Raw genomic sequence first — 16,786 nt, 5'->3', positions numbered from 1 at the left:
CACGGCTACCGCTGTTATGCGCCGAACCTGCGCGGGCACGGCGCCAGCCCCGGCAGTGAGCGCACGGCCTCACGCTCGCACTCCTCGCCCATGGCCGCGATCTCGTGGCCCAGATCGATGGCCCGCTCGGCCTGCTCTAGATCGGGCGTTGATCAGTGCGTTCGTCGCGGTCGCGACGTAGGTGCGGTGCCGCCGACACAGCGCGTGCAAAAGGCCAGCCAGCTGCTCTAGGTCTTCGCGATAGCGGGTCCGCTAATTCCCATTCAAGCCCGAAGAACGCCGCAGTGCCCGGCGAGACGAAACTAGCCCCGCCTTAGGCGTCGTTGACGCGAGTTCGTTGAGATCGGTGCTGGTGAGTGAGATGCCAGCGACCGAGGAGGCCGGCTTCGACGGCGAGCTTGGAGACGCTGGTAGATGGTTGACCTGCTCCGGATCGTGGCCCCGAGCCTTCGTGGAGCATCGGGTACGGGCAACCTCACGCGTCCGGCGAGAGTTGGTTTCGTCGGATGGCGCGTGATGGTCTGACAGCCCAGTTCCCTTGACAGTTGCAGAAAGATGCTTACGTGCTGGACTGCGCAGGTCCATGATGAAGGCGTTGAGTCGCTTGGGATTAGGGGATTGTCCATGTCACGCATCGTGGCAGTGCACGGCATCGGTCAGCAGTTCAAGGGGCCGCACAGTCTGAGCGATCGCTGGTTGCCGGCCATTGCGGATGGCATGGCGCTGGCCGGTGCGGCCGTTCCGGCGGCGGAGGATCTTGCTTTCGCCTTCTACGGTGATCTATTCCGCCGCGGCGGAAAGGGGATCGGGGAGCCGCTCTATGCGGCCCGCGATGTTGAGGAGGGATTTGAACGCGAGCTGCTGGAGGCGTGGTGGCAAAGTGCTGCAGCGTTGGAGTCGGCTGTTCCCGGCCCGGACGATAAGACGAAGGTTCGTACGCCGGATAGCGTGCAGCGCGCGCTCAATGCGCTGAGTCGTTCGGCTTTCTTTGTGGGCTTGGCGGAGCGGGCGCTGATCGGGTCTGTCAAGCAAGTGCATCGCTACTTTTCCGAGCCGGAACTTCGTGCGCTCGTGGTCGAACGGGTCACCGATGCGATCGGACCGGATACCCGGGTGCTGGTCGGGCACTCGCTCGGCTCGGTAGTCGCCTACGAGGCAATGTGCGCTCATCCAGATTGGCCTGTACGGACGCTAGTCACGCTGGGGTCTCCGCTGGGGATACGCAACCTGATCTTCGACCGGTTGGTCCCGGCACCGCGCGACGGCACCGGTGCCTGGCCGGGCGCGGCGGTCCGCTGGACGAACATCGCCGACACCGGGGACGTGGTTGCACTCGTCAAGGAGCTGCGCCCGACGTTCGGCGAGCGGGTGGTGGATCTGCGGGTCCACAACGGCGCCAAGGCGCACGACATCCGCCCCTATCTGACGGCCAAGGAGACTGGGCGTGCCCTCGCTGCCGGACTCACCGACTAGCCCGGTGAGCCTGAGAGCGCGAGGCACCGCGGACGAGCCGCCCCGGCGGTACTTCATCGCAACAGGCACCGCGCGCTACGAGCATCTCGCTCCGCAGGACTGGCTGGCGTCGGTACCGGGCGACCTGGCGCGGTTGAGCCGACTGTTCTGCGGACAACTCGGCTACCAGCGGGCCTTGGCCGATGTGAGTGAAGACCCCACCAGCCAACAGTTGCGGAGCGCGGTGAGCGCCTGGCTGACCGACGATGCACGTCGACCGGACGACGTGGTCGTCGTGTACTACTCCGGCCATGGGGTCACCCGCGGGGGTCGGCACTACCTCCTCACCCGCGACTCTCGGGAGCACAATCTGGCAGGCACGGCGCTGGCCACCGAGGAGTTCGCCTGGATGCTGGGCGAGGACTCGCCAGTGCAGCACCTGCTTGTCATCGTCGACACCTGCTATTCCGGGCAAGGCGTCCAGGATCTGAGCCGCGTTGCCGCGCAGGTGAGCGAGGCGCGCGCCACCGTGGAACGGCCCGGATCGGGCCTGTGGTTCGTAGCAGCAGCCCGCTCCAGAGACGAAGCGAATGAGTCTGTGTTCGCCGAGGCACTGGCCGCAGCGGTGCGACGCCCCAGGACCGGTTTGCTACAGCCCTACATTTCCCTGGACACGTTGGTCAGCGAAATCAACCAGCTATTCGAGCACAGAAACCTCTCGCAGCGGGCACGCTTCGGTGCCACCGACGCCGGCGGGCAAGCGCCGTTCATCCGAAACCCGGTCTACGAGCCCGGCATGCCGGCGGGCCTGGACGTGGAGAGCCTGAACCTGCTGCGGCCGTCAAGGCAGGAGGAGTTCGCCGCGCATTGGACGCCACGCGCCCGTGGAGTGGCCCTGGCCAGCGACGCGGGATGGTACTTCTCCGGCCGCACGCGGGTCCTACGTGAGTTGGTCGGCTGGCTCGGTGATCCAGACCTGGATCATCAGGCGCGCGTCGTCACCGGCGATCCGGGGTCAGGAAAGTCCGCTGCACTGGCAAGGCTGGTTACCCTCGCCGATCCGGAATCCCGCACGCACGTTCCGCTGCGGGACGCACCAGCGGGCACGGTTCCCCAGGTGGGGGCCATCGACGCCGCCCTCCACGTGCGCAACAAGACCATTTCCGAGGTCATCGAGGATTTCGCTGCTGAGCTCGGCATATCGGCGACGACGACAGAGGACCTGCTGGCGGTGCTGGCGGCAAGACCAAGACGCCGCGTGGTCGTCATAGACGCGCTCGACGAGGCCAGGTCGCCGGAAGAACTTGTGCAGGATCTGCTGGGCCCGCTCCTCGATCAGGCCCCGCGCACTGGCCTGCGGCTACTGATCGGCACCCGTCGGCCGCTGGTAAAGACGCTGGACCCCAGGACAGTCGTGATCGACCTCGATGATCCGGCCTACTTCGCGCTCGAGGACCTGGAAACCTACATCACCCGGATCCTCCTTGCCGAGCATGAACCCGAGATCGCTACGCCCTATCGCAACCAGCACGACCTCGCGAGACAGGTGGCACGGGCGCTCGCACTCCGCGCTGGCCCCACCTTCCTGATCGCAAGGATCGCAGCCCGCTCTCTGATCACCGCTGACGAAGTGGTGGATGTGAACGAGGCCCAGTGGCAGGAGCGGCTGCCCGCGACGGTCGGTCACGCCTTCGACGCCTACCTCGAGCGCTTCGGCCCCGACGAGAAACGTGTACGCGACCTACTCGCTCCCTTGGCTTGGGCCGAGGGCGACGGACTGCCGTGGGAGCAGCTGTGGGCACCTCTGGCACGCGCGCTGTCGCAGAACGACTCGTACGACGATGAGGACATCCGCTGGTTGCATCGCGTCGCGGGCGCGTACATCGTAGAGGTCCGTGAAGGCGACAGATCGGTCTTCCGGCCGTTTCACCAAGCGCTCACCGAGCATCTGCGTGGCCGGCCCGCCGAGCAACAACTGCGGTTCACACAAGCCCTCATCGCCTGCACCCCGACAGGTGTCGACGGCCGGCCCGACTGGATCTGCGCGCACCCCTACATCCGGACTCACCTGGCTACGCATGCTGGGGCAGCCCACCGGCTCGATCCCCTTCTCGCGGATGCGCGGTTCCTGCTCAAGGCCGACCTGGACCGACTACTCGAAGCCCTCCCCAGCGCCACCACTCCCGAAGCACGGCTGGCCGCCGCGGCGTTCCAGGGAAGCGCGCATCACTTGCGCAACGAAGCGATCGACGAGGCAGCCGCGTACCTGGAGATGAACGCCCACCAGCAGGGTGCCGACGACCTCGCCACCGACATTCGCCGACTGCCCGTCAGCTTCGCGTGGTCCACCCTCTGGACGAGCTGGGCGCCGATCGAACCCCACCGGATCGTTGGCCGTCACCAGGGCGGCGTCCGCGCAGTTTCCGTCGCGTCGCTCGACGGCAGGCCGGTGATTGTCTCCGGCGCAGACGACGCCGCCGTACGTATTTGGGACCTCGCGCGGGGTACACCCGTCGGTCGCCCTCTGACCGGCCATCGAGGCGCTGTTCACGCGGTCACGGTCACGGTATTGGACAGCCGGCCGGTTGCGGTCTCGGGCGGTTTCGATGGCACCGTGCGCATCTGGGATCTGGCACTGGGCACACCAATCGGAAAGCCGCTCACTGGCCACCGGGACAGCGTTGATGCGGTCGCGATCACGGTGTTGGAAGGCCGGCCGGTTGCGGTCTCGGGCGGTTTTGATGGCACCGTGCGCATCTGGGACCTTGCACTGGGCACGCTAGTTGGCAAGCCAATGAAACCCAGGCGATGGCTGCGGCGACCAGCCTGGCAGCGACAGCGTGGTTTCCGTCCCGCAGTCCGATTTCGCTCGCCGATCAACTGCCTCGCGATCGGCCATCTGGAAGACCGCCCGGTAGTCGTGGTCGGTGACAACGATGGCCGGTTGCTCGTGCGGGACCTAGCGAGTGGCACGCAGATTGGACAGCCATTCCTGGAGCATCAGGACTGGGTCTTCGCTGTCGCGGTCACGGAACTGGACGGATGCGCGGTGGTCGTGTCCGGCGGCAACGACGGCTGGCTGCGTATCTGGGATCTGGCCTCTGGCACCGCTACCCGCGACCCCATCGACGGCCCCGCGCGAGCCCTTGCGATAGCTGCCGGTGAGCTCAACAACGTTCCCATGATCGCCTCCGGCGGCGCCTGGGACGGAACCGTGCAGGTATGGGACCTGGCACAGGGGCTTCCGCTTCGGGACCGGCTCTCCGGGCACCAAGGCGATGTGCAAGCGGTGGCCCTGGGGACGTCGGGCGCTCGGTCCGTAGTCGTATCAGGCGGACAGGACGGGACAGTGCGGGTATCGGAGCTGGCGACGGAGATCGGTTCCGGCGCGTCCCGACGCTCTGCCGACGAGCCGTACTGGCCTGCGGCAGTGGCCGTGGGTCAGGTGGCCGGACGACCCGTGGCGGTCAGTGGTGGTTCAGATGCGACGCTGCAGGTGTGGGATCTGCTCAACGGAACCCCGATTGGCGACCCGATTGTCGGCCACGAGCACGGACAGTACGACTCCAGTATCCGGGCGCTCGCCGTCAGTGAAATCTCCGGCCGCCCCGTGATCATCTCCGGCGGCGCGGAGGGCACGCTGCGGATCTGGGACCTCGAACGCCGCACACCCATCGGCAATCCGCTGGTCGGTGTCCCCCTAGCCAGCGACACTTTCGAGACGGACGGACAAGTGCACGCGGTGGCAGCAGGAACGTGGGACGGCCATCCAGTGTGCGTCTCCAGCCGCGGATCGACCGTCCGGATATGGGACCTCGCCCGCCAGGAACCGATCGGGGTTCCGCTCGCCGGACCGACGCTCGGCGTACCGAAGTACGGAGTCCAGGGCATCCACGCTTTGGCGTTGGGACAACGTGAAGGGCGCACAGTGATCATCTCCGCCAGCAGGACCGGAGTAGTTCAGGTGTCGGATCTCGCCCTGGGCACGCCGATCGGGGAGCCGCTCACCGGCGGCCTACCCGACAGCTCCGGCGTGGTGAGAGGGATCGATGCCGTATCAGTGGGAAAGCTGGCGGGACGTCAAGCCGTCGTCGCTGGCGGAGACGACGGAAGGGTAAGCATCTGGGATCTCGCGTGCGGGGATCTTGTCTGCGAGGTGCTGGCTGGCAACGGACGTGGGATAAGTGCCGTGGCCGTGGCCGAATCCGCCGACGGAACAGGCGCAGTCGTCTCCGGGGGCTACGACGGTACGTTGTGCATCTGGAATGCCGATGGCGCCCTGCGAAACACCATCGAGGTGGGGGCCAGCATCCGTGCCCTGGCTGTCACACCAACGGGCATATGCGTGCTGAGCTGCACCATGGGACTCGCGGTTCTCGACCTCAAGCTGTCCCGACCGATCATCCGCCAAATAACTACTGAACATCACTAATGCACATGATCACGCGGATGTGTTCGGACAATGCTCGTAAGCCGACGCCAGTGATCACGAAACTGTGCTTCCTGCACTCACCCAGTCAAGTTCGCTCGGCCAGTCCGGGGAGGCCAGCGTGCCGTCCACCGTGATGTAACAGGCGCGCGCTTCATCGGTGTTTCCGAGGCGATGCCGCAACGATCCCATGGTCTCCGTGCGCTTCGACTTGAGTGTCGCGGCGGCCCAAACCCAGTTCGCCGGACTGAGATTCAGTCTTGCCGGTGAAGTCGACTCCCATCACAACATCGCTCACTCCACCTGGCATCTCGGCCACCCCGGCGCAGATCCGCTCGCAATCGGCTTCGATGTCGCTGTCATCGAAAACGGGCGGATCGCTAAGGTACTCGGCTCGTTCCTGCTGGTGTTTTTCGCCCTCAATGCGAGAGGTCGATGCTTCTGCCGACTCTGTCCACAGGCGGCCACCCCGGAGCGCCCGCGGCCGCGCTGCGGGCTGCGGGTGCAGCGTCGTGTCTGGGGCCGAGGCTGGGGCTAGGAGCGTGGCGGCTTGATGGCTAGGACCGTGTCTCGGCGTACCTGTCCGGCTGTGCGGTCGATGCCAGTACCGCGCGCCGGGAATACAGGAGGGCGGTCGGCGGGTTGCCCAAATGACGTGCGGAATCGTAGAAAATTCGTAGACGGCAGGGGTATACCCCAAGGTCGCGCAGGTCAGGGATGGGATAGGCTCTATCGGTCATGAAGTCGGCTTTTGCGGGTCCGGTCCATGGGGCGCCCCAGACGGTCTACCTCGATCATGCGGCGACCACTCCGATGGTGCCTGCCGCGATCGAGGCGATGACCGCTGCCCTCGGGATGGCGGGCAATGCCTCGTCACTGCACGGTTCGGGACGTGCGGCCCGGCGGATGCTGGAGGAGGCACGCGAGTCGATCGCCGCCGATCTGGGCGCCCGGCCATCGGAGGTGATTTTCACCTCCGGCGGGACCGAGAGCGACAATCTGGCGATCAAGGGCATCTACTGGGCCCGCCATGATGCCGAACCGCGCCGGACCAGGATTATCGCGGGTTCGACCGAACATCACGCCGTCATCGATGCCGTCGAGTGGCTGGAGCAGCACGAGGGCGCGCAGGTGACCTGGCTGCCGGTCGACTCCGACGGTGTGGTGTCGCCGCGGGTGCTGCGCGCGGCGCTGGCCGAACATGTCGACGAGGTCGCGCTGGTGACCATCATGTGGGCCAACAACGAGGTCGGCACCATTGCGCCGATCGTCGAATTGGCCGCGGTGGCACAGGAATTCGGCGTACCCATGCACAGTGACGCGATCCAGGCCGCCGCGCAGCTGCCGATCGATTTCGCGGCTAGTGGGCTTTCGGCGGCGAGTTTCGCCGGGCACAAGGTCGGTGGGCCGCATGGTGTCGGCGTGCTGCTGCTCGGCAGGCAGGTGCCGTGTGTGCCGCTTTTGCACGGCGGCGGGCACGAGCGCGATCTGCGTTCCGGGACTTCGGATACCGCCGCGGCCGTCGGACTCGCCACCGCACTGAACTACACGGTCACCGAGTTGCCGACGCGCACAAAGGAATTGACCGCGCTGCGGGACGCGTTGATCAAGGGCATCCGCGATGCGGTTCCGGATGCGGTGCTGAGCGGTCCGGATGGTGCGCGTCGGTTGCCGGGCAATGTGCATTTCACTTTCCCTGGCTGCGAAGGTGATTCGCTGCTGATGCTGCTGGACGCGGCCGGGATCGAATGCTCTACCGGGTCGGCCTGCAATGCGGGTGTGGCCACCCCGAGTCACGTGTTGATCGCCATGGGCGTGCAGCCGTGGCAGGCCCGCGGTTCACTGCGCTTTTCGTTGGGGCACACCTCGACTCGCGCCGATGTGGACGCGGTGCTGAATGTCTTGCCCCAGATTGTGGAAAGGGCCATGGCCGCGGGTCTGGCCGGTGCGAAGGGAGGTGTCTGATGCGGGTACTCGCCGCGATGAGTGGTGGTGTGGATTCGGCCGTGGCGGCGGCACGTGCCGTCGACGCTGGTCACGAGGTGGTCGGCGTACATCTGGCGCTGTCCGCGACACCGGGCACCCTGCGCACCGGTTCGCGCGGTTGCTGCTCGAAGGAGGATGCGGGCGATGCCCGGCGGGCCGCCGATGTGCTCGGAATCCCCTTCTATGTCTGGGATTTCGCGGACCGCTTCAAGGAAGACGTGATCGACGATTTCGTCGCCGCCTACGCCGCGGGTGAAACCCCGAATCCGTGCCTGCGCTGCAATGAGAAGATCAAGTTCTCCGCCCTCGCCGACCGTGCGGTGGCCCTCGGCTTCGACGCCGTGGTCACCGGCCATTACGCCCGGCTCGAGGACGGCGTGCTGCGCCGTGCCGTCGATGCCGACAAGGACCAGTCCTATGTGCTCGCGGTGCTGACCGCGCAGCAGCTGTCGCGGGCCATGTTCCCGGTGGGGGACACCGCCAAGCCGCAGATCCGCGCCGAGGCGGCCGAGCGCGGGCTCGCGGTGGCGAATAAGCCCGACAGCCATGACATCTGCTTCATTCCGTCCGGTGACACCCGGGCCTTCCTCGGCGCGAAGATCGGCATCCGGCCGGGTGCGGTTGTCGACGCCGACGGGCAGGTGCTCGCGAATCACGAAGGCGTGCACGGGTTCACGATCGGTCAGCGCAAGGGGCTCGGGCTCTCGGGTCCGGCCGCCGACGGTAAGCCGCGCTACGTCACCGAGATCGATCCCGACTCCGGCACCGTCCGCGTCGGTTCGGCCGAGGAACTGCAGGTGTGGACCATCCAGGCCGACCGTGCCATCTGGACGTCCGGTGTCACGCCGGAGGGTCCGATCGAGTGCGTCGCGCAGGTGCGCGCGCACGGCGGTACCGCACCGGCCGTGGCCGAGGCGGTCGGCGACGGGCTGATCGTGCGACTGCGCGAGCCGCTGACCGGTGTGGCCCGTGGCCAGGCCGTTGTGCTGTACCGACCGGATGCCTCGGGCGATGAGGTGCTCGGAAGTGGCACCATCAATGGCACTTCGCGCGATGCGTCGATGTCTGTGAACGCGGGCGCGAGCACCGGCCAGTGAGCGACGCCGACCTCGGGCGGCGCGGCAAGCGAGATCGATTCACCCTACTTCGTCATCCTGGCGCAGACCGGGATCCACCACACAATGGGGTGTATGCCCCGCATAGGGGCAGCGCAGTGAGCAAGCGTCAGCGAGTGAATCATCGATACGGCGCGCAATCGCGCACGACGGAGCCGAGCGTCAGCGGGGTGCAGTCGTGAGGGAGCGTCAGCGAGTGAACCATCGATACAGCGCGCAATCGCGCACGACGGAGCCGAGCGTCAGCGGGGTGCAGTCGTGAGGGAGCGTCAGCGAGTGAACCATCGATACAGCGCGCAATCGCGCACGACGGAGCCGAGCGTCAGCGAGGCGCAGTCGTGAGCGAAATCGCTAAGGAAGCGGGCGAAATCGAGGCGCAGGAACCGGTGCGGATTCCCGGCGGGATCGCCACTGGTGTCGGCTCGTGGCCGGGTACGGATCCGCGGGAGGCAGCGGCCACCATTATCGGTGAGTTGCCGAATCTGCCGCATCTGGTCGAATTGCCTGGGCGCGGTGTGGGTTCGGACATGATCGGCCGCGTCTCGGCACTCCTGGTGGATATGCGATTCGACACCACCACGCGGGGTTATCGGCTGGCCGCCCGGCCCGGCGCGGTCTCGCGGCGTGCGCACGATCTGCTCAGGTCGGATCTGGACGCGCTCGAAGAGGCATGGGCGACAGCGGGTTCGGCGGGCACGGTCAAACTGCAGGCCACTGGTCCGCTGACTCTCGCGGCCCGACTCGAACTCCCCGTCGGACACCGGGTTCTCACCGATTCCGGTGCGGTGCGCGATATTTCGGAATCCCTCGCCGAAGGTCTTGCTCAACACGTGGACGAGGTGCGCAAACGCCTCGGCGCGGAAGTCGTTCTGCAACTGGATGAACCGTCATTGACCGATGTGCTGAACGGCTCTCTCCGCGGCGTCAGCGTGCTCAACACGGTGCGCGCGGTCCCCGAACCGGAGGCACTCGCGGTGCTGGACGCGGTCATCACCGCCCAGGCCGTCCCGGTCCTGGTCCACACCTGCGCCGACGAGCCCGCACTGTCCTTCCTCCGCGGCAGCGCGGCCACCGCCATCGGCTTCGACATGGACACCATTACCACCCGTGCACTCGACGATATCGGCGAAACCCTCGACGCGGGAAAACAACTGGCTCTCGGCCTCGTTCCGACCGCGCCGCCCGGCAAACCCCCGACCTGGCGTGATATCGCCGAACCCGGCGTCCGCCTCATCGACCGCCTCGGCCTGCGCCGCACCGTCCTGGCCACCCAGATCCTGGTCGCCCCCGCCTGCGGCCTGGCCGATGCCCCACTCGAATGGGCGCGCCGAGCCCTCCGCCTTTCCACCGAAGTAGCCCGCGCCTACGCCGAAGAGCCGGAGTCTCTCGACTTCTCCTGACGCCAGGTGCCGCGGGATTCGGCGCGGACCGCCCGTCGGCTCCGTATCGACAGCCACGGCAGGGATGCCCTGATTCGGCTGCTGCCGCCGCATCTGGTGCGGGTGTGCGCGGATCGTCGACGCCGAGGTGCGCCAGCTGTACGGCGCGGTGCCGCTCACCGACCGCACACGGGATCTATTCGACGACAATATGTTCGGCGTCTTCACCGCGATCACCGGTCCGGGCCGCACCTACCTCGGCGTCGCGCCGGTCGAGTTTCCGTGCCGGCGCAGCAGGCCGGCGCGGTGGCAGGCCGTGTGCGAGACGGAGATGATCGGCTACGGATTCGCGGCGGTGCGGGCGAGCGCTATCGACGGGCAACGCCACCTCGGACAGGATCCGCTGCCCGGATAGTCCGCCGCGACGTGCGGGAATGTGGCGGTGACTTGTCGGTGGGCTCGACTAATGTGCGTTGGGTGAGTGACAGCGACATTGCGGCGGAGCCGGCAACGGCGGAGCAGCGGGTGGAGTGGCAGCGGCTTGCGGACGAGGTTCGGGAGCACCAGTTCCGGTATTACGTGCGGGACGCGCCCATCATCTCCGACGGTGAGTTCGACAAGCTGCTGCGGCAACTGCAGGCGCTCGAGGACGCACATCCGGATCTGCGCACGCCCGATTCGCCGACGCAACTGGTCGGCGGCGGATTCGCGACGGATTTCACCGCCGTGGACCACCTCGAGCGAATGCTGTCGCTGGACAATGTCTTCGACTTCGACGAGCTGCGCACCTGGGCCAGCCGGGTCGAGGCCGAGACCGGTTCGAATCTGCACTATCTGTGCGAGGTGAAGATCGACGGTGTCGCGCTGAACCTGGTGTACGAGAAGGGGCGGCTGGTGCGCGGCGCGACCCGCGGCGACGGCCGCACCGGTGAGGACGTCACGCTCAACGCGCGCACCATCGAGGACATCCCGGGCGAGCTGTCCGCGACCGCGGAGTTCCCGATCCCGGAGCTGCTCGAGGTGCGCGGCGAGGTCTACTTCCGGCTGGAGGATTTCGAGATCCTCAACGCGGCGATCGTGGCCGAGGGCAAACCGCCGTATGCGAATCCGCGCAATACCGCGGCGGGTTCGCTGCGCCAGAAGGATCCGGCGGTCACCGCGCGGCGGCGGCTGCGGATGATCTGCCACGGCTTCGGACGGATCGAGGGCTACACCCCGACCTCACAGCACGAGGCCTACCGCGCGCTGGCCGCATGGGGTCTGCCGGTCTCCGAGCACACCAAACTGGTGCAGGGCATCGATGCGGTGATCGAGCGCGTCAACTATTGGGGCGAGCACCGTCACGATATCGAGCACGAAATCGACGGCCAGGTGATCAAGGTCGACGAGATGTCGCTGCAGCGCAGGCTCGGCTCGACCTCGCGCGCCCCGCGCTGGGCGATCGCCTACAAGTACCCGCCCGAAGAGGCCACAACCAAACTGCTGAATATCGAGGTGAACGTCGGGCGCACCGGCCGGGTCACCCCGTTCGCGGTGATGGAACCGATCTCCATCGCGGGCTCCACGGTGGCCATGGCCACCCTGCACAATGCCTCCGAGGTCAAGCGCAAGGGCGTGCTCATCGGCGACACCGTCACCATCCGCAAGGCCGGTGACGTGATTCCGGAGGTACTCGGCCCGGTGGTCGACGCACGCACCGGCGACGAGCGCGAATTCGTCATGCCGACGCACTGTCCGGAATGCGGCACCGAGCTGGCGCCGCAGAAGGAGGGCGACGCCGATATCCGCTGTCCCAACCAGCAGTTCTGCCCGGCGCAACTGCGAGAGCGGGTGTTCCATGTGGCCGGTCGCGGTGCGTTCGATATCGAATCGTTGGGCTACGAAGCCGCCAATGATCTGCTGAAGTCGAGCGCGATCACCGACGAGGGCGATCTGTTCGACCTCGACGAGGCCCGACTGCTCACCACCACGCTGTTCGCCAACAAGGACGGTGGCCTGTCCGCCAACGGCAAGCGACTGCTGGAGAACTTGCAGACCGCCAAGAATCGGCAGCTGTGGCGGGTGCTGGTCGGGTTGTCCATCCGGCACGTCGGACCCACCGCGGCGCGGGTGCTGGCCAGGGAATTCGGCAGTCTCGATCGGATCCAGGATGCCGCGGTCGAAGAACTGGCCGCTGCCGACGGTGTCGGCCCGACCATTGCCGCCGCGGTCGCCGAATGGTTCACCGTCGATTGGCATCGCGCGATCGTCGACAAGTGGCGTGCCGCGGGCGTGCGGATGGCCGATGAGCGTGACGAGTCCATCGAGCGCACTCTCGAGGGTCTATCGATCGTGGTAACCGGGTCGCTGGAAGGGTTTTCCCGCGACGGCGCCAAGGAGGCGATCCTGGTGCGCGGCGGTAAGGCCGCGGGTTCGGTCTCGAAGAAGACGGCATTCGTGGTGATCGGTGATTCGCCGGGCTCCAAGGCCGCCAAAGCGGAGGAACTCGGTGTGCCGATCCTCGACGAGGACGGATTCCGCAAGCTGCTCGAGGAGGGGCCGGCAGCGGTGACACCGGAGACGGCCGCGGAGGATGCCGAAGCCGAGGAGTAGATATGCCGTCGGCGAATACTCCTTGACCTGAACCTGACTTCAGGTATGACGATCGACTGGTAGGTAACTATCAGGAGATTCGATATGACTCACCGCTCTACCGCTCTGATCACCGGTGCTTCGGCGGGATTCGGTCTGGCTCTTGCGCGTTCGCTCATCGGGCGCGGCTGGCGGGTGATCGGCACCGCCCGTCGCGCCGACCGGCTCGCCCGGGCAGGGTCCGAACTCGGCGAAGCCTTTATCGCGGTGCCGGGCGATATCACCGATCCGGCGCACCGCGCCGAGCTGGCCGAGGTCGCGGGCGAATTCGGACATCTCGACCTGCTCGTGAACAATGCGAGCAGGCTCGGGCCCAGTCCGATGCCGCGACTGGCGAACTATCCGCTCGATCAGCTCGAACTGGTGTATCGGACCAATGCCATTGCCCCGCTCGCGGTTCTGCAGTTCGCGCTGCCACTGCTCGATCCGGATGGTGTCGCGGTGAATATCAGCTCCGATGCGGGCGTCGAACCCTACCCGGACTGGGGCGGTTACGGCTCGTCGAAGGCCGCCCTGGATCAACTCACCGCCATCCTGTCCGCCGAACATCCGGAGCTGTCGATCTACTCCTTCGATCCCGGCGATATGCGCACCGAAATGCATCAGGCGGCATTTCCCGGCGACGATATCTCCGATCGTCCCGAGCCCGAGACCGTCGTGCCCGCGCTGCTGCGTTTGATCGAGCAGCGACCCAAGAACGGCCGGTATACCGCCGCCGATTTCGCCGCGGGGGTCGGCCGATGACAACCGCGTTGAATGAATGGCCGGACGTCCTGCCACCCGAGCGCAATGCCGCCGCTCCGCCGGAGGCGCGTGGACTGGCCCGCGACGAGGTGCGGATGCTGGTGGCGGCGGATCGCCTCACCCACAACACCTTCCGTGAACTGCCACAGCATTTGCGCGCGGGTGACCTTGTGGTGGTGAACAATTCGGCGACACTGGCCGCGGCGGTCGACGGCACCCTCGACGTCATGCCGGTCACGCTGCATCTGTCTACCTGGCTGAACGCGCCCGTCGACGGGGCGAGCGGGCCACCGGACACCTTCGGCGGTTGCGACGGACTGTGGGTCGTGGAGGTGCGCACTCGCGAACGCACGCCCTATCCGCGTGACCTACACCCGGGCAACGAGATTCAGCTGCCGGAGGGTGCTACCGCCACCCTGCGTGAACCCTGGCTGCCGGGTACCCGCCGACTCTGGATCGCCGAACTCAGCGCCGATCCCACCTGGCTGCTGGCAACCCACGGCTATCCGATCACCTATTCGTATGTGCCACAACGCTGGTCGCCTTCGTACTACACGACCGTCTTCGGTCGGATCCCGGGCAGCGCCGAAATGCCGAGTGCGGCACGGCCGTTCACACAAAGGCTGGTGCTCGATCTGGTGACCGCAGGCGTCGCGATCGCGCCGATCACCCTGCACACCGGGGTCTCCTCACCCGAGGCGGGCGAACCGCCGAGCCCGGAGCGGTTCGCGGTACCGGCGACGACCGCACGTCTGGTGAACGACACCAGGGCGGCGGGCGGCCGCATCATCGCGGTCGGCACCACGGTGACGCGAGCATTGGAAACCACCGCCGATCACAACGCAATCGTGCATCCGGCCCGGGGGTGGACCGAACTGGTCCTCGGTCCGCGACACCCCGCCCGGGTGGTCGACGGCATCATTACCGGCTGGCACGCACCCGGCGCATCGCATCTGGAGCTACTCGTCGCGGTCGCGGGCGAGGCCACCGTCCACGAGGCGTATGCAACCGCACTCGATACCGGATATCTCTGGCACGAGTTCGGTGACAGCGCGTTGCTTTTCGGCCCCGGCGCTAGGAGGGGCTGATGCTCACGGTGGAGTCGAGCTGGCCACCGACCTCGATCCGGCCGCACTTACCGTTGCTGAGATCGAGATGCGCGTTCCTGGTCTTGGTCCGGCTCTTCTGGATGGTGGTGTCGACGATGACCTGCACCTTGCCCACCGAGCACACCTTCACGAGCGCGGGCGAGCCGTCGAAGCTGTAGGTGCCGCCACTCTGGCAGGTGTTGGTCTCGTCGTGGAAGAAGATCCGGGCGGTCCCGTCCGGACAGGGTGCCTCGGCGGCAGCTTGCGGCGGTCCGAGCACGACCAGCGGGCCGAGCGCGAGCGCGGCCGCGACGGAGCTACGGGCCACCAGACGACTAATCGTCAGTTCCATCGTTGAATCCCTCATCAATACATTTCCGGCAGATGCCAGCGGGTAGCCGCGGCGCCTGCATGATAACGCGTGACGTGCGCATTTGTCCGGCGGAAGCCTGCTGAGCGACGTCTGTCCAGGCCGGTGAGGCGGGTGCGGTGTCGCGGTGTGCCGGGCGAACCGACAGGATGGCGGGATGCTGCGCAGTTTTCAGGTGACGAATCACAGATCGCTGGCCGAACGGCAGGACTTGCGTTTGAGCCGGGGGAGCGGACCGGTCGCGGTGCCGGTGACGGCGGTGCACGGTGCGAGTGCCGCGGGCAAGACGAGTCTGATCGATGCGCTCGGGCAGATGCGCGATGCGGTGCTGCATTCGGTGACCGGCTGGGATCCCTACGCGGGACCGGTGCGCGTACCGCACCGCGGATTCCCGGACCGCCCTTCGGAATTCGTGGCGAGCTTCGTCGCGGAGGGTGTGCCGTACACCTATGGGTTCCGCCTGGACAACGCGGATGTGACGGCCGAATGGCTGTACACGCATCCGCGCTCGCGCAAGCGAATTGTCTTCGAGCGCAATGGCGAACAGATCAAGATCGGTCCGATGTTCGAGGCCGCCCGCTACGGTATCGCCGCATTGTTGCCGCTGGTGCGGCCGAATGCGTTGCTGCTCAGTCTCGCCGGGCAGATGTATGCCGAGGCGCTGGTGCCCGCGTATCGGTGGTTCTCCGCGATGCTCGAGGTGCAGCACGGCGCGACGGATGCGACGGCGGTCGCGCATCGGCTCGGCAGTCATCTGTCCGCGGCACCGGACCATGCGGTGCGGCTGCTCATGCTGCTGCGCACCGCCGAACTCGGCATTACCGATCTGCTGATCGCCGAGCCGGACCCGATGTACGCGGACTATCTGCGCGAACTCGACGCCGATATCGCGGGGACCGGCAAACAGGTGGAGTTGTGTGCGACTTCACCGGCGCATGCTGACCAGTTGCTGCGGGAGAACGGCATCACCGAGGTCATGCTCGAACGCGAGCTGAGCAATCTGAAGGCCGCGCGCGATGCCCTTTACACCCGGATGGTCGAGCGTCGCGGCGTCGGCCTCGGACTGGTGCACGCCGGCATCGACTCCGCCTTCGACATCACCGACGAATCCGCCGCCACCCTCTCGATGCTGCGCTTGCTCCCGACCATGCTCGACGCACTGGATTCCGGCCGGGTGCTCGCGATCGACGATATCGGCGCGCACCTGCCGGTCGAGGAGACCGATCGGCTGATCCAGCTCTTCCAGAATCCGGAGACCAATTCCCGTGGCGCCCAACTGATCTTCACCACGAACAATCGGTCGCTGATCGATCGCGCGAACGGTCGCTCCCAGCGCACCCGCACCGCGGTCTGGCAGATCCGCCGCACCGATCACGGCACCAGCGAACTCGCCGCGCTGTAGCCCGTGGCCTCAGGCCATATGAGCCATCGGTCGCTGCCAGTCAGCGTCTCGCGCTGCCAGTGCTGCGGTTTGCGTGTCCGGACCGAGCGCGGGTGCGTGGTGCGGCTCGGGATGCCGGCGAGCGCCCGCGCCGGGCTCGGTTGCCGGGGCTAGGAGCGCCGCAGGAGTTCGGACTGAGCGCGGGTGGCAT

General features: G+C 66.8%; 12 protein-coding genes. 11 read left to right on the top strand and 1 reads right to left on the bottom strand.

Annotated elements, in window-relative coordinates; translation table 11 throughout:
• The first annotated feature begins 624 nt into the window (after positions 1-624).
• The 10 genes from ON44_RS23600 to ON44_RS23555 all read left to right on the top strand — a co-directional run bounded on the left by ON44_RS23600 (position 625) and on the right by ON44_RS23555 (position 14,824).
• Positions 625-1,473: an alpha/beta hydrolase gene (locus ON44_RS23600; protein WP_040693741.1), complete on the top strand. Its 849-nt coding sequence runs from the start codon at positions 625-627 to the stop codon at positions 1,471-1,473.
• Complete coding sequence (locus ON44_RS23595) at positions 1,445-5,884, top strand: caspase family protein (RefSeq protein WP_083898089.1); 4,440 nt, start codon at positions 1,445-1,447, stop codon at positions 5,882-5,884. The genes ON44_RS23600 and ON44_RS23595 overlap by 29 nt, the downstream gene beginning before the upstream one ends.
• 196 nt (positions 5,885-6,080) lie before the next feature.
• Complete coding sequence (locus tag ON44_RS47005; protein ID WP_157187269.1) at positions 6,081-6,419, top strand: hypothetical protein; 339 nt, start codon at positions 6,081-6,083, stop codon at positions 6,417-6,419.
• 200 nt (positions 6,420-6,619) lie between these two features.
• Entirely contained in the window at positions 6,620-7,846 is a 1,227-nt protein-coding gene (locus ON44_RS23585; protein WP_040693737.1) for a cysteine desulfurase family protein, read from the top strand.
• The gene (gene mnmA, locus ON44_RS23580) at positions 7,846-8,964 is read left to right on the top strand and encodes a tRNA 2-thiouridine(34) synthase MnmA (RefSeq protein WP_040693734.1); all 1,119 of its coding nucleotides are present in this window, start codon (positions 7,846-7,848) and stop codon (positions 8,962-8,964) included. The genes ON44_RS23585 and mnmA overlap by 1 nt, the downstream gene beginning before the upstream one ends.
• Positions 8,965-9,329: 365 nt before the next feature.
• Positions 9,330-10,382 (top strand): methionine synthase, encoded by a 1,053-nt coding sequence (locus ON44_RS23575; RefSeq protein WP_245567299.1) that lies wholly within the window; start codon positions 9,330-9,332, stop codon positions 10,380-10,382.
• Between the two features lie 127 nt (positions 10,383-10,509).
• Positions 10,510-10,776 (top strand): hypothetical protein, encoded by a 267-nt coding sequence (locus ON44_RS23570; RefSeq protein WP_040693732.1) that lies wholly within the window; start codon positions 10,510-10,512, stop codon positions 10,774-10,776.
• Between the two features lie 62 nt (positions 10,777-10,838).
• Positions 10,839-12,953, top strand: coding sequence for an NAD-dependent DNA ligase LigA (gene ligA, locus ON44_RS23565; RefSeq protein WP_040693730.1), 2,115 nt, complete (start codon positions 10,839-10,841; stop codon positions 12,951-12,953).
• A gap of 84 nt (positions 12,954-13,037) precedes the next feature.
• On the top strand, positions 13,038-13,736 hold the full coding sequence (locus tag ON44_RS23560) for an SDR family NAD(P)-dependent oxidoreductase (protein ID WP_040693728.1): 699 nt from the start codon (positions 13,038-13,040) through the stop codon (positions 13,734-13,736).
• On the top strand, positions 13,733-14,824 hold the full coding sequence (locus ON44_RS23555) for an S-adenosylmethionine:tRNA ribosyltransferase-isomerase (RefSeq protein WP_040693726.1): 1,092 nt from the start codon (positions 13,733-13,735) through the stop codon (positions 14,822-14,824). The genes ON44_RS23560 and ON44_RS23555 overlap by 4 nt, the downstream gene beginning before the upstream one ends.
• On the opposite strand, the gene ON44_RS23550 is transcribed toward ON44_RS23555, so the two are convergent.
• A complete protein-coding gene (locus tag ON44_RS23550; protein ID WP_040693724.1) occupies positions 14,811-15,176 on the bottom strand; it encodes a hypothetical protein in 366 nt (121 codons plus the stop codon). The two genes, ON44_RS23555 and ON44_RS23550, sit on opposite strands and share 14 nt — an antisense overlap.
• 175 nt (positions 15,177-15,351) lie before the next feature.
• Between ON44_RS23550 and ON44_RS23545 the strand changes: the two genes are divergently transcribed.
• Positions 15,352-16,596 (top strand): AAA family ATPase, encoded by a 1,245-nt coding sequence (locus tag ON44_RS23545; RefSeq protein ID WP_040693722.1) that lies wholly within the window; start codon positions 15,352-15,354, stop codon positions 16,594-16,596.
• The last annotated feature ends 190 nt before the right edge of the window (positions 16,597-16,786 follow it).

The sequence above is a fragment of the Nocardia vinacea NBRC 16497 genome (genome assembly GCF_000308835.1).
GTDB lineage: Bacteria > Actinomycetota > Actinomycetes > Mycobacteriales > Mycobacteriaceae > Nocardia > Nocardia vinacea.
Note: the sequence above shows the minus strand (reverse complement) of the source record. Positions and strands in the feature narration are given on the sequence as shown.